Source organism: uncultured Brevundimonas sp. (assembly GCF_947305955.1).
Lineage (GTDB): Bacteria > Pseudomonadota > Alphaproteobacteria > Caulobacterales > Caulobacteraceae > Brevundimonas.
In genome coordinates, this window is sequence record NZ_CAMZFB010000033.1 from 13697 (window position 1) to 33483 (window position 19787).

Annotated in this window: 15 protein-coding genes, 1 other RNA gene and 3 pseudogenes; 16 read left to right on the top strand and 3 right to left on the bottom strand. The window is 64.5% G+C overall.

Features of this window, described 5'->3' with window-relative positions; genetic code table 11:
- Positions 1 to 129 precede the first annotated feature (129 nt).
- The 4 genes and pseudogenes from sppA (at position 130) to rnpB (ending at position 3547) form a co-directional block, all read left to right on the top strand.
- Positions 130 to 1926 (top strand): signal peptide peptidase SppA, encoded by a 1797-nt coding sequence (gene sppA / locus Q0Y42_RS09415; RefSeq protein WP_297802897.1) that lies wholly within the window; start codon positions 130 to 132, stop codon positions 1924 to 1926.
- A 109-nt stretch (positions 1927 to 2035) separates the two neighbouring features.
- Positions 2036 to 2368: a hypothetical protein gene (locus tag Q0Y42_RS09420; RefSeq protein ID WP_297802900.1), complete on the top strand. Its 333-nt coding sequence runs from the start codon at positions 2036 to 2038 to the stop codon at positions 2366 to 2368.
- A gap of 16 nt (positions 2369 to 2384) precedes the next feature.
- Positions 2385 to 3126, top strand: a pseudogene (locus tag Q0Y42_RS09425) (N-acetylmuramoyl-L-alanine amidase).
- Positions 3127 to 3175: 49 nt separating this feature from the next.
- An RNA gene (gene rnpB, locus Q0Y42_RS09430) (RNase P RNA component class A) lies at positions 3176 to 3547 on the top strand.
- Positions 3548 to 4128: 581 nt separating this feature from the next.
- Here the strand turns inward: rnpB and Q0Y42_RS14065 are convergent.
- Positions 4129 to 4197 (bottom strand): hypothetical protein, encoded by a 69-nt coding sequence (locus Q0Y42_RS14065; protein WP_366108279.1) that lies wholly within the window; start codon positions 4195 to 4197, stop codon positions 4129 to 4131.
- Here Q0Y42_RS14065 and Q0Y42_RS14070 point away from each other — a divergent pair.
- The 11 genes and pseudogenes from Q0Y42_RS14070 (at position 4196) to Q0Y42_RS09485 (ending at position 16456) form a co-directional block, all read left to right on the top strand.
- Complete coding sequence (locus Q0Y42_RS14070) at positions 4196 to 4444, top strand: division/cell wall cluster transcriptional repressor MraZ (protein ID WP_366108281.1); 249 nt, start codon at positions 4196 to 4198, stop codon at positions 4442 to 4444. The genes Q0Y42_RS14065 and Q0Y42_RS14070 overlap by 2 nt on opposite strands.
- Complete coding sequence (gene rsmH / locus Q0Y42_RS09440) at positions 4441 to 5391, top strand: 16S rRNA (cytosine(1402)-N(4))-methyltransferase RsmH (protein ID WP_297802906.1); 951 nt, start codon at positions 4441 to 4443, stop codon at positions 5389 to 5391. Before Q0Y42_RS14070 ends, rsmH begins: the two co-directional genes overlap by 4 nt.
- Entirely contained in the window at positions 5391 to 5825 is a 435-nt protein-coding gene (locus Q0Y42_RS09445; RefSeq protein ID WP_297802909.1) for a cell division protein, read from the top strand. Before rsmH ends, Q0Y42_RS09445 begins: the two co-directional genes overlap by 1 nt.
- Positions 5822 to 7633: a penicillin-binding protein 2 gene (locus Q0Y42_RS09450; RefSeq protein WP_297802912.1), complete on the top strand. Its 1812-nt coding sequence runs from the start codon at positions 5822 to 5824 to the stop codon at positions 7631 to 7633. The genes Q0Y42_RS09445 and Q0Y42_RS09450 overlap by 4 nt, the downstream gene beginning before the upstream one ends.
- The gene (locus Q0Y42_RS09455) at positions 7630 to 9090 is read left to right on the top strand and encodes a UDP-N-acetylmuramoyl-L-alanyl-D-glutamate--2,6-diaminopimelate ligase (RefSeq protein WP_297802915.1); all 1461 of its coding nucleotides are present in this window, start codon (positions 7630 to 7632) and stop codon (positions 9088 to 9090) included. The genes Q0Y42_RS09450 and Q0Y42_RS09455 overlap by 4 nt, the downstream gene beginning before the upstream one ends.
- On the top strand, positions 9083 to 10486 hold the full coding sequence (murF, locus tag Q0Y42_RS09460; RefSeq protein ID WP_297802918.1) for a UDP-N-acetylmuramoyl-tripeptide--D-alanyl-D-alanine ligase: 1404 nt from the start codon (positions 9083 to 9085) through the stop codon (positions 10484 to 10486). The genes Q0Y42_RS09455 and murF overlap by 8 nt, the downstream gene beginning before the upstream one ends.
- 15 nt (positions 10487 to 10501) lie before the next feature.
- The gene (gene mraY, locus Q0Y42_RS09465) at positions 10502 to 11611 is read left to right on the top strand and encodes a phospho-N-acetylmuramoyl-pentapeptide-transferase (protein WP_297802921.1); all 1110 of its coding nucleotides are present in this window, start codon (positions 10502 to 10504) and stop codon (positions 11609 to 11611) included.
- 4 nt (positions 11612 to 11615) lie between these two features.
- A complete protein-coding gene (gene murD, locus Q0Y42_RS09470; protein WP_297802924.1) occupies positions 11616 to 13016 on the top strand; it encodes a UDP-N-acetylmuramoyl-L-alanine--D-glutamate ligase in 1401 nt (466 codons plus the stop codon).
- A pseudogene (locus Q0Y42_RS09475) lies at positions 13013 to 14138 on the top strand (putative peptidoglycan glycosyltransferase FtsW). Before murD ends, Q0Y42_RS09475 begins: the two are co-directional and overlap by 4 nt.
- 23 nt (positions 14139 to 14161) lie before the next feature.
- On the top strand, positions 14162 to 15268 hold the full coding sequence (murG, locus tag Q0Y42_RS09480) for an undecaprenyldiphospho-muramoylpentapeptide beta-N-acetylglucosaminyltransferase (protein ID WP_297802927.1): 1107 nt from the start codon (positions 14162 to 14164) through the stop codon (positions 15266 to 15268).
- A 54-nt stretch (positions 15269 to 15322) separates the two neighbouring features.
- On the top strand, positions 15323 to 16456 hold the full coding sequence (locus Q0Y42_RS09485; protein ID WP_297802930.1) for a mechanosensitive ion channel domain-containing protein: 1134 nt from the start codon (positions 15323 to 15325) through the stop codon (positions 16454 to 16456).
- On the opposite strand, the gene Q0Y42_RS09490 is transcribed toward Q0Y42_RS09485, so the two are convergent.
- On the bottom strand, positions 16436 to 16903 hold the full coding sequence (locus Q0Y42_RS09490; RefSeq protein ID WP_297802934.1) for a hypothetical protein: 468 nt from the start codon (positions 16901 to 16903) through the stop codon (positions 16436 to 16438). The genes Q0Y42_RS09485 and Q0Y42_RS09490 overlap by 21 nt on opposite strands.
- 30 nt (positions 16904 to 16933) lie before the next feature.
- On the opposite strand from Q0Y42_RS09490, the gene Q0Y42_RS09495 reads away from it, so the two are divergent.
- The gene (locus tag Q0Y42_RS09495; RefSeq protein ID WP_297802937.1) at positions 16934 to 17770 is read left to right on the top strand and encodes a WecB/TagA/CpsF family glycosyltransferase; all 837 of its coding nucleotides are present in this window, start codon (positions 16934 to 16936) and stop codon (positions 17768 to 17770) included.
- On the opposite strand, the pseudogene Q0Y42_RS09500 reads toward Q0Y42_RS09495, so the two are convergent.
- Positions 17760 to 19787, bottom strand: a pseudogene (locus tag Q0Y42_RS09500) (chromosome segregation protein SMC); the annotation flags it as partial. The gene Q0Y42_RS09495 and the pseudogene Q0Y42_RS09500 overlap by 11 nt on opposite strands.

Below are 19787 nucleotides of genomic sequence, written 5' to 3' on the forward strand. Positions count from 1 at the left end.
CTTTCGTAATAGTCGCGCCTTTTGTGGGCTGAACGGCCGGCACTGTGTGTATGATGGAAGGGCGATCCTCGCGGATCGTCCTTTCTGCCTGTGCGTTTGCCTGTGGGCCCAATTGGACAGTCGATACTAATGAAGCAGTTTTTCGTGACCATGCTCGGCGTATTCGCCGGGCTTCTGGTGTTTTTCGTCATCCTGCCAGTGATCTTTCTGGTGGTTCTGATGGCCGCAGCTGCGGGCGCATCAAAGCCGACGACACCAGCCAATACGGTCCTCGAACTGGACCTGCGTCAGGGACTGTCCGATCAGACGCCCAGCAACCCGTTTGCCATGCTCGGGTCTGGCACCTCGGTGATGCGTGTCGTCGATGTGCTGGCGCAGGCCGAGAATGACGGCAACGTCAAAGCCCTGCTGATCCGCGCGCCGGAAGGCGGCATGACGCCCGCCCATGCCGATGAGCTGCGTCAGGCCATCCGTCGCTTCGCCAAGTCGGGCAAGCCGGTGCTCGCCCACAGTCAGGGCTTCATGCCCTCGGGCGCTGTGGTGTCGTCCTATATGGTCGCGGCCTCGGCGGACGAACTGTGGATGCAGGACACGGCCAGCTTCCAGGCCACCGGCCTGTCGAGCGATGCGATGTTCCTTGGCCGCGCAGGTGAAAAGTACGGCGTGCGCGCCGATTTCGAGCAGCGCTACGAATACAAGAACGCCGTCAATGAGATGACGGAATCCGATTTCACCGCGCCCCACCGCGAAGCCATGCTGGCATGGATGGGCTCGGTTCATAACAATGCGCTGGCTGCGATTGCCGCCGACCGCAAGATCGCACCCGAAGTCGTGAAGCAGGTGGTCGAGGCTGGTCCCTATACGGCCCCCGAAGCGCTCGAGAAAAAGCTGATCGACCGTATCGGCCATGTCGAGGAAGCCGAGGCCTATTTGAAAGAAAAGGCCGGCAAGGGCTCCAAGATCGTCAGCTTCTCGTCCTATGCCTCGGGCAAGACCCACCGCAGCGGCACCTCGTCCAAGGCCAAGTCGGCGGTGGCCATCATCGGCGGTGAAGGCTCGATCATGACGGGCCGTGGCGGCTCTGACTCGCTGTTTGGCGGCTCGTCAGACATCCGCTCCGACGACATGGCTCGCGCCATCTATCAGGCGATCGAAGACAAGGATGTGAAGGCTATCGTTTTCCGCGTCTCCTCGCCGGGCGGTTCGCCCGATGCGTCGGAACAGATTCTGGCCGCCCTGCGTGCCGCGCAAAAAGCGGGCAAGCCGGTCGTCGTGTCGATGGGGGCCTATGCGGCCTCGGGCGGTTACTGGATCAGTTCGGAAGCCGACTGGATTGTGGCCCAGCCCTCGACCATCACCGGCTCGATCGGTGTGTTCGGCGGCAAGGTCGTCTTTGCCGACGCTCTGGCCCGTTTCGGTGTGGACGTCCGCAACCTGTCGGTCGGTGGTGATGAGGCTGCTGCCTATACGGTGACCCGCCCGTTCAATCAGGCCGAGCGTGCCTCGCTGTCGGCATCGATGGACCGCATCTACCAGCAGTTCGTCGAGCGCGTGGCCCGCGGCCGCAAGCTGTCGCCGGAACGGGTGCATGAAATCGCCCGTGGCCGCGTCTGGACCGGCAGCCAAGCCAAGGAACTGGGGCTGGTTGACCAGCTGGGCGGCGTCACCGAAGCCGTCGAGAAGGCCCGCCAACTGGCCAACATCCCCACTGCCGAGGGTGTCCGCTTCAAATACTATCCGACCCCGCAAAACCCGTGGGAAGCCTTGGCCATGGCCTTTGGTGCCTCGGGCGAGGCGGCGCAGACCTTTGTCCGCGTGGGCCGCATTCTGGGCGATCCGACGGCGGAAGCGGTCATCGAGCGTATCCGCACCGAGCAGATGCGTGCGGGTGGCGCTGCGGTTCTTGCGGAACAACACGCCTTCTGAACGCGCTAGTGACAGGTCCGTGATGTCGCAGGTCATTGACCGTTCAGCTTTGCGGGCCGACATTGCAGGGGAGCGAACCTCCCCTGCGTTCGATTAAGGTAATGACGACATGATCCAGTCCGATCCTATGGCCCAGATATCCTTCGCTGCACGCCGCCGTGCCGGTGGTGGACTGCTGGCTCCGTTCGTGTGGCTGGGCGGACTGATTGCGACCGCCGTGGCTGTGACCGTGGGTGCCATTCTGGCTGTGCTGACGGCAGCGGCTGTCGCCATGCTGGCTGTGATCGGCGGTGTCGTTCTTTTCTTTGCGGGCTTTGCTCTGCGCGCCCGTCGTGCGCGTCAGATGCGTCAGGCCCAGAAGGCCGCTGACGAGGGCATCATCGATGCCCAGAAGGTTGGCGACACCTGGGTGGCCTATGGCTGGGAGCGCGAGGGCCGCTAAAGCCCCGCCTCAGCCTATGGAGTTTATTGAAGCCCCGTCTCCGAACTTTGACCAGCGTACGGGCCTGCCGGACATTCTGGTCCTTCACTACACCGGCATGCAGACGGGGGAGGCGGCGCTGGAGCGTCTGCGCGACCCCGAGGCGAAGGTGTCGTCCCACTATCTGGTCGAAGAGGACGGGCGCATCTTCCTTCTCGTCGCGGAGGAACGCCGGCGTCTGGCAGGGCACCGACGATGTGAACGGTGCCTCCATCGGCATCGAGATCGTCAATCCGGGGCATGAGTTCGGCTATCGTCCGTTCCCCGAGGCCCAGATCGCCGCCGTCATCGAACTGGTGGCCGATATCCGCAGCCGCTGGACCATCCCTGACAACCGCATCATCGGCCATTCCGACATGGCCCCGACGCGCAAGGACGATCCGGGCGAACTCTTCCCGTGGAAACGTCTGGCGGGCGAGGGGCATGGCCTTTGGTTCGAGCCTGCCGCCGAGCGGGTTCAGGCCTTGGGCGTACCGCTTCAGGCCGGCGACGAGGGGCTGGGCGTTCTGGTGTTGCGCTCGGGGCTGCACCGTCTGGGCTACGGCATCCAGCCGGGCGGAGAGTACGACGAAGAAACGGTCCAGACCGTCAAAGCCTTCCAGCGCCACTGGCGTCAGCATCGCGTGGACGGCATCGCCGACGGCGAAACCCGCGCGCGTCTGGTCGGCCTGCTGCAACTGGCCAGTGTCGAAAGCACGACCGGCGTTCTGGACAGTTAAATCATCTGCCGCATTGACGGCGGCACCCGAAACGCTCACTTAGGCCGCGCCAGACGGTCGGACGGTCGCGGCAGGGCTTGCCCCTGTCGAGGAAAGTCCGGGCTCCACGGTGAAAAGGCGGCGGGTAACGCCCGCCCGGGGTGACCCGAGAGACAGTGCCACAGAAAGCAAACCGCCACGATTTATCGGGGTAAGGGTGAAAGGGTGGGGTAAGAGCCCACCGCGTCTTCGGTAACGAAGATGGCAAGGTAAACCTCGCCTGGAGCAAGACCAAATAGGGACGTCGCGCAGCCTCGGTTGCAGGGTTCACCGCCCCGGACGTCCGGGTAGGTCGCGAGAACCAACCAGCAATGGTTGGTCCAGAGGAATGATCGTCGCCACCTAGGTGGTACAAAACCCGGCTTATAGACCGTCTGGCTTATTCCCTCCCTGATCCGTGCGGGGAGGTGGGATGGATTGGGATCGTCCCGCGGTAGGGCGTCCGATATGGGATCGGCTGCCTCTGGTCCAAAAAATTTTCACCATAAATGGGACAGACTGCCTCGGGGCGGCCAAACGTGGCCATTTTGTGTCTGAACCCTTTGGTAAGTGATTGACCCTAGGACTGTTCTGGCCTCGCGCGATGGTTGCGAGGTTGTGGATTGTTCTGTGTATGTTCTTGTTTTTCAGGCCTTCTTGTCCACGGTGAAGGTGAAAACATAGTTAAACATCCCGTCTCATCCCATTGAGACCCATTTCGTCCCATGGTATCCCATTTCCAGTCATATCGGCTGGAAGACGTACGCCCTGTGCGTCTGCCGGAATGCAGGGAAAAGCCAGTTTGGCTTGAAGGGATTGGGCCGTGTTTCTCTCGACCTTTGAGAAACAATTAGATGCGAAGCGCCGCCTGCTGATCCCGGGCGACTTCCGCACGGCCGAAAACGGTGCCGAGCACGGCATTTTCCTGTTTCCGTCGATTGAAGCCGATTGTCTTGAAGCGGGTGGGGACCACCTGTTCGCGGTCTATAACGAGATGATCCAGTCGCTGCCGTTCGGCTCCGAAGAGCGTTCGGCGCTGGAATGGCAGGTGATGGGCGAGCAGGTCCGTCTGGCCTATGACAGCGGTGGCCGTATCACCCTGCCGGAACATCTGTGCGTTGAATCCGGCCTGTCGGGCGATGTGGTGATCGTCGGCCTGAACGACCGTTTCCAGATCTGGGCCAAGGACAAGTATGAAGCCCGCCGCGCCGAGCAACGCGCCCGCGCCCGCGCCAGCCTGTCCCAGATCAGCAAGGCCCGTCTGGATGCCCAGACCAAGCTGGCAGGAGGCGGTCAATGAGCGACAAGCCCCACCTGTCCGTGATGCTGCCCGAAGTGCTGGCGGCACTGGAAGCCAAGACTGGCGACGTGATCATTGATGCGACCTTTGGCGCTGGTGGATACACCCGCGCCATTCTCGCGACTGGTGCCGAGGTCATCGGCCTTGATCGCGACCCGACCGTCAAGGTCCACGCCGACGCCGTAAAGGCCGAGTTCGGCGACCGTTTCCAACTGATCCAGACCCCGTTCGGCGATCTGGACAGCGCGTTCGAGGAAAGCGGCAAGGCCAAGCTGGACGGCGCGGTGTTCGACATCGGTGTCTCGTCGATGCAGCTGGACCAGGCCGAGCGCGGCTTCTCCTTCATGCGTGACGGCCCGCTGGACATGCGTATGGCCGACACCGGCGAGACCGCAGCCGACATCGTGAACAACTGGGATCACGGCCCGCTCGCCCACATCATCAAACTGTACGGCGAAGAGCGTCAGGCCGGTCGCGTGGCGTCCGCCATCCTGCGCCGCCGTGCCGAACAGCCGTTCACCCGCACGCTGGATCTGGCCGAAGTCGTCGAAAAGGCTCTGGGCGGTCGTCGTGGCGCGGCCATCCATCCGGCCACTCGTACCTTCCAGGCCCTGCGTATCGCCGTGAACGACGAACTGGGCGAGCTGGAACGTGGTCTGGCCGCTGCCGAGGCCAAGCTGGCCCCCGGTGGTCGTCTGGTGGTCGTGACCTTCCATTCGCTGGAAGACCGCATCGTCAAAAACTTCCTGACCGAGCGCACGGGCAATACCCCCGCAGGTTCGCGCCACGCGCCGGTTGCGGTCGATCCACGCAAGCCGACCTTCACCTTGAAGTTCAAGGGCGCACAGGCTGCCACCGAAGAAGAGAGCGCCGTGAACCCGCGCGCCCGTTCGGCCAAGCTGCGTGCTGCAATCCGTACAGATGCTCCGGCATGGGGGAGGGCGTAATGAACCCGGCTCTGCGACTGGTCCGTCGTGTATTTGATTGGCGTATCCGCGGCGTCCGCTGCGTGGAACTGATCGGCGTTGTCTGTCTGGCTGCCGTCATGGTGTCGGTCTACATCGTCAAAACCGCTGCCGCCCGCGAAAGCTCGGAAATCAGCCAGATCGAGGCTGAAATCCGCCAGAACGAACAACGCGTCCGCCTGCTGCGCGCCGAGGCGACCCGTCTGGAACAGCCCGCTCGCCTGGAGGCCCTGTCCCGCCAACTGGGTCTGGAGCCGGTTCAGGTCACCCGTCGCACCGATGCTGACGGTCTGTCGGAACTGGCGGCGGCCAACCAGCCCGCACCGGCTCCGGCTGCTGCGCCCGCTCCGGTGGCTGCGCAACCCGAAACTTCACCTGTCTCCCCGTCGACCTCTGCACAGGAAGGTCCTCAATGAGCGTTCAAGATCACCGCGATATGGGCTGGTCGCGTCCGGCCCCCGGCGCTGGCCTCCAGGGACCGCAGATCAACGGTGCCGCCATTGAAGGCTTTCTGGCCAAGCTGACGAACCGCATCGGCGCGATGATCTGGGACGTCGAGAACGCCTATGGCCGTGCTCGCGCCCATGACCGTGCGCAGGACGATCCGCGTTTCCGCATCTTTATGGTGATGGCGGTCTTCGCGCTGGTCTTTATCGTTCTGGTGGGCGGTGCCAGCCATGCCGCGCTTTTCGCCGACAAGGGCCGCGTCGGTTACGGCGTGTCGCGTCCGATGCTGGCACGCGGCGATGTTGTGGATCGCAACGGCATGCTGCTGGCGACCAACATCACCCACTACGGCCTCTATATCGATCCGCGCGAAGTGTGGGACCGCGATCAGGCCCGCGCCCAACTGCTGGAAGCCCTGCCGCGCATCTCGGCCAGCAAGCTGGACCGCGTGCTGGACGGCGATCGTCGCCTGATCGTCGCGACGGGTCTGACCCCTGCCGAGCGACGTGCGGTTCACGCACTGGCTCTGGGCGGTGTGACCTTTGAACCGGAAGACCGCCGCGTCTATCCGCTGGGTGCCTCTGCATCTCACCTGCTGGGCCGTGCCGATACGGGCGGTCAGGGCGTGTCGGGTGTGGAGCTGGCCTTCAACGACCAGATCCGTGCAGCCGGTGCCGATGGCGGTGACTTCCCGATCTCTATCGACATGCGCGTTCAGGGCGTGGTCGAGAACGAACTGGCCGCCGCCGCTATCGAGAACAAGGCCAAGGGCGCAGTCGCCATCGTCGCCGATGTGCAGACGGGCGAAATCCTCGCCATGGCTTCGTGGCCGTCCTACGATCCGAACCGTCCGGTCGCCGCTGGTGACACCTCGGTCCTGAACCGCGTGACCTCGGCCCACTATGAGATGGGCTCGGTCTTCAAGAGCTTTACCGTCGCTGCGGGTCTGGACACCGGCCGCGCCGACATGAACACCCTGTTCGACGCTTCGCAGGCCTTCCAGATCGGCAAGCGCCGCATCACCGACTTCCACGCGAAGAATAAGGTGATGACGCTGGAAGAGGTCTTCCTGAACTCGTCCAATATCGGCACCTCGCGTCTGGCCGTCGAAATGGGTCCGGACGTGATGCGCGACTATTTCAAGCGTCTGGGTCTGCTGGATGCCGCACCGATCGAGCTGCGCGAGTCCAACCGCCCGACCGTTCCGCGCAAGTGGGATGACTCGACGCTGGCTTCGCTGTCGTTCGGCTATGGCATCATGGCCACCCCGCTTCAGGCCGTGGCGGCCTATAACGCGCTGAGCAACGGCGGCATCTATGTCCCGCCGACCCTGCGTCGCGGTGGGAACCCGAATGCCAAGACCCATCGTGTGGTGTCGCCGGAAACCTCGGCCACCATGCTGGAGCTGATGCGCCGCAACGTGACCCGTGGCTCGGGCGGTCGTGCCAATGCTCCGGGCCTGCGCGTCGGCGGCAAGACCGGCTCGGCCAACAAGCTGGTCAATGGCCGTTATGACCCGACCGTGGCTGTCGGTTCGTTCGCTGCCGTATTCCCGTCCGATGGACCGGTTAATGCGAAGCGCTATAGCGTCTTCGTGCTGATCGACGAACCGGGCCAGTATCCGCGCACCGGTGGCTTTGTGGCTGCTCCCGCAGTGGGCCGCATCGCCGACCGCATCGCCGAGTTCCTTGGCGTGGAGCGCAAAGCCGACCGCTGGTTCACCGCAACCGGCGAGCGGATTCCTGAACCGCAAGTGGCCGAAGGTATGGCTCAATGAGTGCGCAACGTCTGTCCGAGCTTCTGAACCGTGATCTGAGTACCGATCCGGAAATCACCTCGGTCACCTCTGACAGCCGTCAGGTGAAGCCGGGCGCGCTGTTTGTGGCCCTGCCGGGCAGCCGTGCCGATGGTCGTACCTTCATCGACCAAGCCCTGTCCAAGGGTGCCGCCGCCGTTCTGGCCCCGTCGGACACGCCGTCCGATGCCGCGCCGCTGCTGATCGGCTCGGGTGACGTTCACCGCGCCTATGCCATCGCCGCGCGCGCCTTCTATGGTGCCCAGCCCAAGAACTGCGTCGCCGTCACCGGCACCAACGGCAAGACCTCGGTCGCCAACTTCTGCCGCCAGATCTGGGCGGCCATGGGCTACAAGTCCGCCAGCATGGGCACGCTGGGCGTCGTTGGCCAGAAGGGTGACAAGACGTACGCCCTGACCGGTCCCGGCCTGACCAGCCCCGATGCCGCCGAGGCCGCGCGCCTGCTGGCCGAACTGGCCCGCAAGGACGTAACCCATCTCGCGCTGGAAGCGTCCTCGCACGGTCTGGACCAGCGCCGCATCGACGGCGTGGCCATCAAGGCTGCGGGTTTCACCAATCTGACGCAGGACCACCTCGACTATCACCACTCGATGGAAGAGTACCGCGCCGCCAAGCTGCGCCTGTTCGAAACCCTGCTGCCGCGTGGCCGCACCGCCGTGCTGAACGCCGACAGCGATGCCTATTCGGCCTTTGCCTCGGCCTCGATCATGGCCGGTCTGGGTGTGATGGGCGTGGGCGAGCGTGGCCGCGACCTGACCCTGATTCAGCGTCGCCCGACGCCGGAAGGCCAGCGTCTGGTTATCGACGTCCAAGGCAAGCTGCACGACATCCTGCTGCCGCTGGCCGGCGCATTCCAGGCCTCCAACGCGCTCGTCTCGGCGGGCCTGTGCATCGCGGCGGGCGAGGACCCCGACAAGGTCATTCCGGCACTGGAAATGATTCAGGGCGCGCAAGGCCGCCTGCAACGCATCCAAGCCCCGTCGCTCAAGGGCGGCGAGGTCTATGTCGATTACGCCCACACGCCTGACGGTCTGGAGACGGTGCTGAACGCGCTTCGTCCGCACGCGACGGGCCGTCTGATCGTGGTGTTCGGCGCAGGTGGTGACCGTGACCGTACCAAGCGCCCGCTGATGGGCGCGATCGCGGGGCGTCTGGCCGATGTCGCCATCGTCACCGACGACAATCCGCGCTCGGAAGATCCGGCCTTCATTCGTTCGCAGGTGAAGGAAGGCTGCCCCGACGCTAAGGAAATCGGCGACCGCCGCGAAGCCATCCGTTACGCCATTGGTATGATGGGCGAAGGAGATGTGGTGGTCATCGCCGGAAAAGGGCATGAACAGGGTCAGATCGTCGGTGGAGTCGTTCACCCCTTCGACGATGCCACTGAAGCGACCCTGGCCCTGACCGAAAATGCCTGATCTCAGAACGCCGCTCTGGACTGCCGAAGCCATCGCCTCGGCCGTTGGCGGCAAGCTTGTTGGCCCCGACGCACCCGTCGGTGGACTGACCTATAACAGCCGTGAAATCCAAGCGGGTGACCTGTTCCTTGCGCTGAAGGGCGCACGTGACGGGCACGAGTTTGCCCAGAGCGCCTTTGAGGCCGGTGCCGCCGTGGCTCTGGTCGAGCATCCGGTGGAGGGCGGGGCCTATGTGGTCGTGCCCGATACGCTGAAAGGGCTGGAAGCTCTCGGTGCCGCCTCGCGTGACCGCTCGAACGCCAAGCTCGGCGCCGTGACGGGCAGCGTCGGCAAGACCAGCGTGACACAGGCCATCAAGGCGGGCCTCGATCTGGCGGGCAAGGCGCACGCCTCGATCAAGAGCTATAACAACCACATCGGTGTGCCGTTGACCCTGTCGCGCATGCCAGCTGATACCGAACGCGCCGTGTTCGAGATCGGTATGAACCATCCGGGCGAGATCGCCCCCCTGTCGAAACAGGTGCGTCCGCACGCCGCCTGTGTGACCACGGTCGGCCCCGTCCACATCGAAGCTTTTGAGGATGGAGAGGCCGGCGTGGCCCGCGAGAAAGGCTCGATCTTCCAGGGTCTGGTCGAGGGCGGCGTCGCGGTCATCAACGGCGACAACGCCTATGCCGAAATCGTCAAACAGGCCGCCCGCGATGCTGGAGCGACCCTGAAAATCTTTGGTACGGGCGAGGATGCCGATGCCCGCCTGCTGTCGTTTGACGCCGATCCCGAAGGCGCGACCGTGGTGGCCGAGATCGAGGGCGAACGCCATGCCTTCCGTCTGGCCCAGTCGGGCGTCCATTGGGGCCTGAACAGCCTGTGCGTCATCCTGATGCTGCGGGCGCTGGATGTGTCGCTGGATACCGCTTTTGAGGCTCTGGCCAATTTCGCGCCCCTGGCGGGTCGTGGCGAGCAGACGGTGGTGGCGCACAAGGGCGGCCACTTCACCCTGATCGACGAGAGCTATAACGCCAATCCGCTGTCGATGAAGGCGGGCTTCACCAGCCTTGGCCAGCATCCGGTGGAAGGGCAGGGGCGTCGCGTCGTCGTCCTGTCCGACATGCTGGAACTGGGCGATCACAGCCGCGCCCTGCACGAAGGGCTGGCGGAACCGCTGGTTCTCAACAAGATTGATGTGGTTCACCTCGCAGGGCCGCAGATGCGCCAGCTTTACGACATCCTGCCGCCCGAACTGCGCGGCGAATGGCGCGAAACCGCTGCCGAGCTTGCCGCCATTGCCGGTGAACTGGTAGCGCCCGACGATATTGTTATGGTCAAGGGATCGAACGGCTCGAAAGCCGCTCTGGTCGCCAAGGCCCTTGCCGCACTGAACACCTCGGCCGAGTAACAGGAAACCTGCCCGATGTTTTATCTCCTGTACCTTTATTACGCAGACGTCGCCGAGCATTACCCGCTGCTGCACCTGATCCAGTACCAGACGGTCCGCGTCGGTCTGGCGATGGCGACTTCGATGATCGTGGCCGTGGCCATGGGCAGCCGTTTCATCAACTGGATGCGCGCCCGTCAGGGCAAGGGCCAGCCGATCCGTGACGACGGCCCCGTAACCCACCTGTCCAAGGTCGGCACCCCGACCATGGGCGGTCTGATGATCCTCGCCGGTATCGCCGTGTCGGTGCTGCTGTGGGGCGACCTGACCAATCCGTACATCTGGATCGTCTCGGGTGTAACGGGGGCCTTTGGTGTTCTGGGCTTCGTCGATGACTACGCCAAGGTCACCAAGCAGTCGTCGGCGGGTCTGACGTCCAAGCAGAAACTGCTGGCCCAGACCGTGGTGGCCGTGATCGCAGGCGTGCTGACGGTTCTCTGGATGACCCAGTCGCCGACCTCGCCGGGTCTGGAAACCTCGATTGCCTTTCCGTTCCTGAAGGCCGTGCTGATCAATATCGGCTGGTTCTATGTGGCCTTTGCCGCCTTCACCATCGTGGGCTTCTCCAACGCCGTGAACCTGACCGATGGTCTGGACGGTCTGGCGATTGTTCCAGTGATGATGGCTGCGGGTGCTTTCGGCATCATCGCCTATCTGACGGGCAACTTCCTGTTCTCGGAATATCTGCAGGTCCACCACGTCCCCGGTGCGGGCGAGCTGGCCATCTTCTGCGCGGCCATCATCGGCGGCGGCATGGGCTTCCTGTGGTACAACGCACCGCCCGCCAAGATCTTCATGGGTGACACCGGTTCGCTGGCTCTGGGCGGCGCTCTGGGCTCGATGGCCGTGGCCACTAAGCACGAGCTGGTGCTGGGCATCGTCGGCGGCCTGTTCGTGATCGAAGCCGCTTCGGTCATGATCCAGGTCGGCTATTACAAGCTGACCGGCAAGCGCATCTTCCTGATGGCTCCTATCCACCACCACTTTGAAAAGATGGGCTGGCCGGAATCCACCGTCGTGATCCGTTTCTGGATCGTTGCCGCCATGCTGGCTCTGGCCGGTCTGGCGACCCTCAAACTGCGTTAAGACCATGATCCCCGTTCCCGGCTTTGAAGGCAGACGCGTTGCGGTTTTCGGCCTTGGCCGATCGGGGATCACGGCTGGCCGTGCGCTTGAAGCGGGCGGGGCAGAGCCTGTCCTGTGGGATGACGGTGTCTCGGGGCGAATGCAGGCCGAGGCCGAAGGCTTCAACGTCGAGGACCTGACACAGGCCGACTGGTCGGGTTTCGACGCTCTGGTCCTGTCGCCCGGTGCGCCGTTGACCCACCCCAAACCGCACTGGACCGTCGACAAGGCACACGAGGCGGGCATCCCCGTCATCGGTGACGTCGAACTGTTCGCCCGCGCGCTGGACGCCCTGCCACAGGGCCAGCGCCCGCGCGTGGTTGCCATCACCGGCACCAACGGCAAATCCACCACCACGGCCCTGATCGCCTTCGTGCTGAAACAGGCGGGGCTGAAGGTGCACATGGGCGGCAATATCGGCATTGGCGTTCTGGCCCTGCCTGCGCCCACGCCCGACGCGGTCTATGTGATCGAGGTGTCGTCCTACCAACTGGACCTGACCACGGCCTTCAAGCCCGATGTCGCCATCCTGACCAATATCAGCCCCGACCACCTCGACCGCCATGGCGGGATGGAAGGCTATGTGAAGGCCAAGTCCCGCATCTTCCAGACCCAAGGGGCTGACGAGGTCGCTCTGATCGGCGTCGATGACGACTGGGGCCACGGCCTTGCCGACGCCTTGGAGGCCAAGGGTCGCAAGGTCACCCGCATCACCACGGCCCGCTTCGCCGAAGACCTGCCGCGTGAAGGCTGGCGCGCCGCGCCTGGCCTGCTGCTGACCGGCGAGCGCGAGATCGATCTGTCGCAAGCCCGCTCCCTGCCGGGCCGTCACAACGCCCAGAACGCGGCCTTTGCCTATGCCACGGCGCTGGCGCTGGGCCTTTCGCACGATCAGGCCCTGTCCGGCATCGTCAGCTTCCCTGGCCTTGCACACCGTATGGAGGCCGTGGGCCGTCTGGGCAGGGTGCGCTTCATCAACGATTCCAAGGGCACCAATGCCGACGCCGCCTATCAGGCGCTGGCCTCCTATCCCAAGACCTATTGGATCGCGGGCGGCGTGCCCAAGGCAGGCGGCATCGAGCCGTTGCGCCCGCTGTTCGGCCATGTGGCCAAGGCCTATCTGATCGGTCAGGCTGCGGACGAGTTTGCTGTCACCCTGTCCGACGTCCCACATGTCGTTGCGGGCACCATGGAGCGCGCCGTGGAAATGGCGGCTGCCGATGCTGCGGCTGCGGGCGGCGAACAGGTGGTGCTGCTGTCACCGGCCTGCGCCAGCTTTGACCAGTTCCCCGACTTCGAAGTGCGCGGCGAAGCGTTCCGCGCCGCCGTCCTCGCCCTCGGTGCCACAGCGGAGGTCGCCCGATGAGCCAGTCCTACGCCCACCCGTTTTCGCGCAGTGACCAGAGCGTTCTGGCCCGTTGGTGGTGGACGGTTGACCGCCCGCTGCTGGTGGCCGCGCTGGCGCTGATGTTCATCGGCGTGGTGCTGAGCTTCGCCTCCAGCCCCGCCGCCATTCTGGCCGACGAGTCGATCAGCAACCCGTTCCACTATTCCTACCGGATGATGGTGTTCCCGGGCATGGGCCTGACGGCCATGCTGGTCAGTAGCCATCGTCTGTATGATGCTACTGCCGTTTATCGGCGACACGGTGAAGGGCGCGGCCCGTTGGATCAACCTTGGTCCGTTCAGCCTGCAACCGTCCGAGTTCGCCAAGCCGGGCCTGATCGTCTTTGCCGCATGGATGTTCTCCGAGGCGGGCAAGGGCGAGGGCGTACCGGGCGTCAGCATCGCGGTCGCGGCATGGGGGCTTGTTGTGGGCCTTCTGCTGATCCAGCCGGATATCGGCCAGACCCTGTTGGTGACCACCACATTCGCCGCCGTCTTCTTCATGGCGGGCATGCCGATGAAATGGGTGGCGGGCGTTGCGGCGGCCGTGCCGGTGGCCGCCATCAGCCTTTACCTGACGTTCGGTCACATGCGTGACCGCCTGAACCGCTTCTTCTCGCCGGAAACCGCAGACACCCACCAGATCGACCGCGCCTCGGAAGCCATCCGTGCGGGCGGCCTTTTCGGGCGCGGCATCGGCGAGGGCGTAATGAAGCGCCACGTGCCCGACCTGCATACCGACTTCATCTATTCGGTCGGTGCCGAGGAATATGGCCTTGTGCTGTCGCTCAGCATCATTGGCCTTTATGCCTTCATCGTCCTGCGCGGTATGCGACGCGCCATGAAGCTGGCTGATCCGTTCCAGCAAACGGCGGCGGCGGGCCTGTTCATGCTGATCGGGCTTCAGGCCTGTATCAACGTCGCCGTGAACCTCAGCCTGATCCCGACCAAGGGTATGACCCTGCCGTTCATTTCCTATGGTGGTTCGTCCATGCTGGCGATGGGCCTGACCATGGGACTGGCGCTGTCGTTGACCCGCCGTCTGCCGGGTGCCTATGAACCGGGTGCCAATATCAATCCGCGTTCGCGCATCCTGCCCTGATCCCTGCCGCTAACGAGACGTCCATGACTGCTAAGACCCGTTCCTGCGTTGTCGCTGCCGGTGGTACCGGAGGCCACATGTTTCCGGCCGAGGCATTGGCGCGCGTGATGGCAGAGCGGGGCTGGCAGGTTCTGCTGGCCACCGACAAGCGCGGCCAGAAATACGCCCAGACCTTTCCGGCGGCCAAGATCATCCCGCTGGATGCCGCAACCGGCAGCGGCCCTGTCGGCATGCTCAAGGCAGGTTTTGCGATCATCAAGGGCGTGGGTCAGGCCTCGGCGGCCTTTAAGGCGCTGGGCGCTGATGTGGTGGTCGGCTTTGGCGGCTATCCGTCCGCTCCGGCCCTGATCGCGGCTGTGGCGACCCGCCGTGCGACCGTTATCCACGAACAGAACTCGGTGCTGGGCAAGACGAACCGTCTGCTGGCGTCGTCGGTCGATGTGGTGGCCTCGGCCTTTCCGGCACTGGGCCGCGCATCGCCGTCGGTGCTGGAAGGACTGCACGTGGTGGGCAATCCGGTCCGCCCCGACATCCGCGCCCTTTACGACCGCGCCTATAAGGCTCCGGGTGCCAAGGGACCGATCAAGGTCCTGATCACCGGCGGCAGTCAGGGCGCACGTATCCTGTCCGAAGAAACGCCCAAGGCGCTGGCCGCCTTGCCGGAAGCGATCCGCAAACGTCTGGTCGTCTCGCAACAGGCCCGCTTCGAGAACGTCGCCGCCGCCAAGAAAATCTACGCCGAGGCCGGTATTCAGGCCGAGGTCGAGCAGTTCTTTGACGATATGGCCAAACGCCTGTCCGAAGCCCATCTGGTGATCGGTCGGGCAGGGGCTTCGACCTGTTCGGAACTGGCTGTGGCGGCCATGCCGTCGGTCCTGATCCCGCTGAAGATCGCTACCGATGACCACCAGACCCTGAACGCCAAGGTGCTGGTGGATGCCGGTGCCGCTGTCCGCATCGCCGAGGATGACTTCAGCGCCGAGGTGCTGACGGCGACGGTGGGTGACATCCTAGGCAATCCGACCAAGCTTCCGGCCATGTCCGTGGCGGCGCGCAGTGTGGCCATCGCCGATGCCGCCGAGCGTCTGGCCGATCTGGCCGAAGCCGCCGCCGCCCAGCGCCAGGGCTAAGCCGCGACGACGGCCCCTCTTGGGAGGAAGGACGAACGCGGCTAGGGTTTGCCCATGCCACAGTTCGTCATCGATCTGACCAATGAGGTCTTCCGCCTTTGGAACCAGTTCAACTGGCTTCCGAAGTGGGCGGTTATCAGCATTATCGTGGTCGTCTTCACCCTCATCGGGTGGACGGCCAACTATATGGTCTTCGCCATTCTGCGGCTCATCGCCCGCAAGCGCGACCAGTTCTGGCAGCGGGCACTGGAGCGCGCCCGTATCCAGCTGGGTACGATGGTGATGATTATGGCCATGGGGCTGGCGGTGACCGTCTCGCCCCTGTCGGTCGAGATGTCGATCCTTGTCCGCCGGACGCTTCTGGTGGCCTTCCTGCTGGCCATGGGCTGGACGTTGGCCAGTCTTGTGGGCACGGGGGCGCAGGCCCAGCTCAAACGCTACGACACCGAGGACGACGCCAACACCCACGCCCGCAAGCGCGTAACCCAGACCCGTATCCTGCGCCGCGTTCTGCAGGTGCTGATCATGCTGGTGTTTGCGGGATTGGCGCTGCTGACCATTCCGGGCGTGCGTCAGTGGGGCCTGTCGCTGCTCGCCTCGGCAGGTGTGGTCGGTATCGTGGCCGGTCTGGCGCTCCAGCCCTTCCTCGCCAACCTGATCGCGGGCATCCAGATCGCCACCGCCCAGCCGATCCGTATCGATGATGCGGTCGTGGTCGAGGGCCAATGGGGGCGGGTCGAGGAGATCACCTCAACCTATGTGGTGGTCAAGCTTTGGGACTGGCGCCGTATCGTGGTGCCGCTGACCTATTTCATCCAGACGCCGTTCGAGAACTGGACGCGGATGGATACGCGCCTCTTGGCTCCGGCCTTCCTGTGGGTGGACTATGAAGCCCCCATCGATCGCCTGCGGACCAAGCTGGAAGAGATCGTCCAGCAATCCATCCATTGGGACGGGGATGTGGTGTCGCTGGTGGTGTTCGACATCACCGAGCGCACGGCCAAGGTCCGCTGTACGGCCAGCGCACGCAACGCCTCGTCGGCCTTTGATCTCAAGTGCGAGATCCGCGAGAAGATGCTGGCCTTCATGCGCGACGAGTGTCCCGAGGCCCTGCCGCGTGACCGCGTCGATCTCGATCAGGTCGAAACCAAGAGCCGAACGGGCCGATCAGTCGATCTCGCTGGCTAAGGCAATCGCTTCGTTCAGATTGCGGGCGTCTATCTTCTGTTCGATCTCGCCACAGGCGACGGCGGCCAGCTCGGCGGCATCGCCACCGGGAGACAGGGGATAGACACCCGTCTGTACCGGTGTGGCCGGACCTTCCACGCCGTCACTGCGTAGCGAGCTGAAATCAATCCGACGCGCCGTGCGCTGGACGCAGTCGAACGACCAGTTGGACCAGCCGCCGATAAAGGCCACATCGCCGATCATCATCGGCTCGTCCGATAACTGCAGCGCCCGCAGTCGCCGCACGCCATTTCCGTCATCGGCGACGGTCGACAAATCCGCGAAATAGGTGAAGCGGCCCTGTCCGGTCATCTGCAGCTGGCGTTCGGCCGAAAGCGGGTCCTGGCCCCCGAACAACAGGGCGAGGGCAAGCGTAAATCCATAAATTGGCACTGTGAGGGAACCCATCGTTAATCGGTGTTAGCCATACTGCGGGCCATGAATAACACATCCCCCGAACCCTTGGCACAAGCGGGCGCGCTGACGGTGGGGGCAGGGGTGTGTGTGGCTGAGAGCCAAAGCGGCTTTCAGCGTATCCGGATATTGGGCCACGACGTCGATATGGTGACGCCGGATGAAGTTCTGGACTGGATCCAGTTTCGGGCGCGAGGCCGCCAGCGGGCCATCCTCGCCAACCACAATCTGCACAGCCTGTATCTGATCGACCGTGACGAGGCGATGGCGCGGTTCTACGACATGGCCGATCTGGTTCAGATCGACTCCATGCCCATGATCCGGTTCGCCAAACTGTGCGGAAAGCCGGTAGGGCCACAGCATCGCTCGACCTATCTGGATTGGCGCGGCCGGTTCTGGGACATGACCCAGCGTTATGGCCTGCGGGTCTTCTATCTGGGGGGCGAGCCGGGCGTGGCGACGGGGGCCATTCGCATGATGGAAATGGCCTATCCCGATCTCAGCTTCTCCGGACGCGACGGCTTTTTCGACGTGACGCGCGAGGGCGAGGAAAACCAGTCGGTGCTCTCGACCATCCGCCGCTTTGCCCCCGATATCCTGATGGTGGGCATGGGCATGCCGCGTCAGGAGGCGTGGATTGCCGAGAACTATCGCGACCTTCCGCCCTGTGTCGTCATGCCTGTCGGTGCGGCATTCGATTACGAGGTCGGGGTGCAAAAGGCCGCGCCGCGCTGGATGGGCGAGTGGGGCATCGAATGGCTTTATCGCCTGTGCCACGACCCCAAGCGGTTGGCGTCACGCTATCTCTATGAGCCGTGGTTTCTGATAGGCCCTGCGCTCAAGGACCTGCTCAGGCGTTAATGATGGTCTCGGCCTGTTTCAGGTCGACGCTGACCAGCTGGCTCATGCCGCGCTCGGGCATGGTCACGCCATAGAGGCGATCCATCCGGCTCATCGTCACCGGATTGTGGGTGATGCAGATGAAGCGGGTGTCGGTGCGCGACCGCATTTCGTGCAGCATCTTGCAGAAGCGGTCCACGTTGGCGTCATCCAGCGGCGCGTCCACCTCGTCCAGCACGCAGACGGGGGCAGGGTTGGCGAGGAAGACGCCGAAGATCAGCGCCGCCGCCGTCAGGGCCTGCTCGCCCCCCGACATCAGGCTCATGACCGACAGGCGTTTTCCGGGCGGACAGGCATAGATTTCCAGACCGGCTTCCAGCGGGTCGTCGCTTTCCACCAGTTTCAACTCGGCCTGACCGCCGCCGAACAGGGCCTCGAACAGGGTCTTGAAGTTCTCGTTGATGATCTCGAACGCCGCCAGCAGGCGCTCGCGGCCCTCGGCGTTCAGTTCGTCGATCCCGTCGCGCAGCTTGGCGATGGCCTGCGTCAGGTCGATCCGCTCGGTCTTCATCGCGCCCAGACGGTCGTTGTATTCCTCGGCCTCTTCCTCGGCACGCAGGTTGACCGCGCCAAGAGCCTCACGCTCGCGTTCCAGCGCGAACAGCAGGTTCTCCGCCCCTTGCGTATCCGGCGGACGGGCGATGGCGTCTTCCTGAAGTTTTTTGCCCAGTTCTTCCGGCGTCATCTGTGCGGTTTCGCGCAGGTTGCGGTCGGCGTCGGCCAGTTTCTCGTCCGCCGCCTCGGCACGGGCCTGAAGGGCGGCGCGGGCCTCGCGGGCCTGACCTGCGATGCTTTCTGCGGCGCGGGCGGCGCGGTCGGCCTCGGCGGCGTCGAACTCGACCTGTTGCAGGGCGTCGGTCGCGGCCTTCTTGCGGTTCTCGGCGGCGATCAGGGTGTCCATCAACTTGCCGCGCTGTTCGGCAAAGCCCTTGGGCGCTTCCTCGGCTTTTTTAAGCTGGGCGGCGGCCTTTTCGGCGTCCTTTTCCAGCGTCTTGATGCGGCCCGTGGCTTCTTTCGATCGGCCGATCCAGCTTTCGTGCGCGCGGGTCAGGCTGCCGAGGCGCTGTTCGCGCTGCTGGCGGTCGCGGGCCTCTTCGTCGCGGCGTGAACGGGCGTTCTGCGCGGCCTGACGGGCATCGTCGGCGGCCACGCGGGCGGCGTTCAGATCACCGCGCAGGGTGGCGATGGTCTCGGACGGTTCCTCGACATTCTGGGCGGCATCGTATGCGGCCTGTGCCTCGGCCGTTTCGGCTTCGAGGCGAGCAACGGTTTCATCCAGCGACTGGGCGCGGGCTTCCTTGCGGGTCTGCTCGCGGCGCAGGTGTTCCAGACGGTCGCGGGCGCTGGTCACAGCCTTGTCCAGACCGAAGGGGCGGGTGCGGGCCTGCTTTACGGTTTCCTCGGCGGCGCGGAAGGCGTCGGTGGCGGCGCGCAGGGCGGCCTGTGCGGCCTCCAGCGCGGGCTTGCCAGCATCGATCTCGGCTTCCAGCTCCGACAGGCGGGTGCGCTGGGCCAGCCGGACGGCGGCGGGGCGCGGGGCTTCGGCGCGGCTGACGAAACCGTCCCAGCGGTAAAGGTCGCCATCCTTTGTCACAAGACGCGCACCGCGCGGCAGGGCGCGGGCCAGATCGGCGATCCTGTCACGCGGAGCCACACCGCAGAAGGCCAGACGCGCGGCCAGTTGCTCGGGCGCGTCCACATGGGCGGACAAAGGCTCCACGCCATCGTGCCAACTATGGGGGGCGGCGTCCGCGCCGGCCCAGTGGGCGGGGGCGGCCTTGTCCAGTGCAGCATCAAGATCATCACCGAGGGCGGCGGCCAGCGCGGCCTCATAGCCTTTGGCCGCAGATACCTTGTCGAGTGCAGGCGCGTGCTGGCGTTTGCCTGTCACCAGAAGTTGGGCCAAGCCCCGAGCCTCGGTCTGCAGGCGGCCCAGACGGTCTTCCAGTTCGCGGGCCTTGGTGCGGGCCTCCTGCTC

Coding starts and splice junctions, on each gene's coding strand:
- sppA (WP_297802897.1), top strand. CDS start 130: ATGAAGCAGTTTTTCGTGACCATGCTCGGCGTATTCGCCGGGCTTCTG.
- Q0Y42_RS09420 (WP_297802900.1), top strand. CDS start 2,036: ATGATCCAGTCCGATCCTATGGCCCAGATATCCTTCGCTGCACGCCGC.
- Q0Y42_RS14070 (WP_366108281.1), top strand. CDS start 4,196: ATGGGCGAGCAGGTCCGTCTGGCCTATGACAGCGGTGGCCGTATCACC.
- rsmH (WP_297802906.1), top strand. CDS start 4,441: ATGAGCGACAAGCCCCACCTGTCCGTGATGCTGCCCGAAGTGCTGGCG.
- Q0Y42_RS09445 (WP_297802909.1), top strand. CDS start 5,391: ATGAACCCGGCTCTGCGACTGGTCCGTCGTGTATTTGATTGGCGTATC.
- Q0Y42_RS09450 (WP_297802912.1), top strand. CDS start 5,822: ATGAGCGTTCAAGATCACCGCGATATGGGCTGGTCGCGTCCGGCCCCC.
- Q0Y42_RS09455 (WP_297802915.1), top strand. CDS start 7,630: ATGAGTGCGCAACGTCTGTCCGAGCTTCTGAACCGTGATCTGAGTACC.
- murF (WP_297802918.1), top strand. CDS start 9,083: ATGCCTGATCTCAGAACGCCGCTCTGGACTGCCGAAGCCATCGCCTCG.
- mraY (WP_297802921.1), top strand. CDS start 10,502: ATGTTTTATCTCCTGTACCTTTATTACGCAGACGTCGCCGAGCATTAC.
- murD (WP_297802924.1), top strand. CDS start 11,616: ATGATCCCCGTTCCCGGCTTTGAAGGCAGACGCGTTGCGGTTTTCGGC.
- murG (WP_297802927.1), top strand. CDS start 14,162: ATGACTGCTAAGACCCGTTCCTGCGTTGTCGCTGCCGGTGGTACCGGA.
- Q0Y42_RS09485 (WP_297802930.1), top strand. CDS start 15,323: ATGCCACAGTTCGTCATCGATCTGACCAATGAGGTCTTCCGCCTTTGG.
- Q0Y42_RS09490 (WP_297802934.1), bottom strand. CDS start 16,903: ATGGGTTCCCTCACAGTGCCAATTTATGGATTTACGCTTGCCCTCGCC.
- Q0Y42_RS09495 (WP_297802937.1), top strand. CDS start 16,934: ATGAATAACACATCCCCCGAACCCTTGGCACAAGCGGGCGCGCTGACG.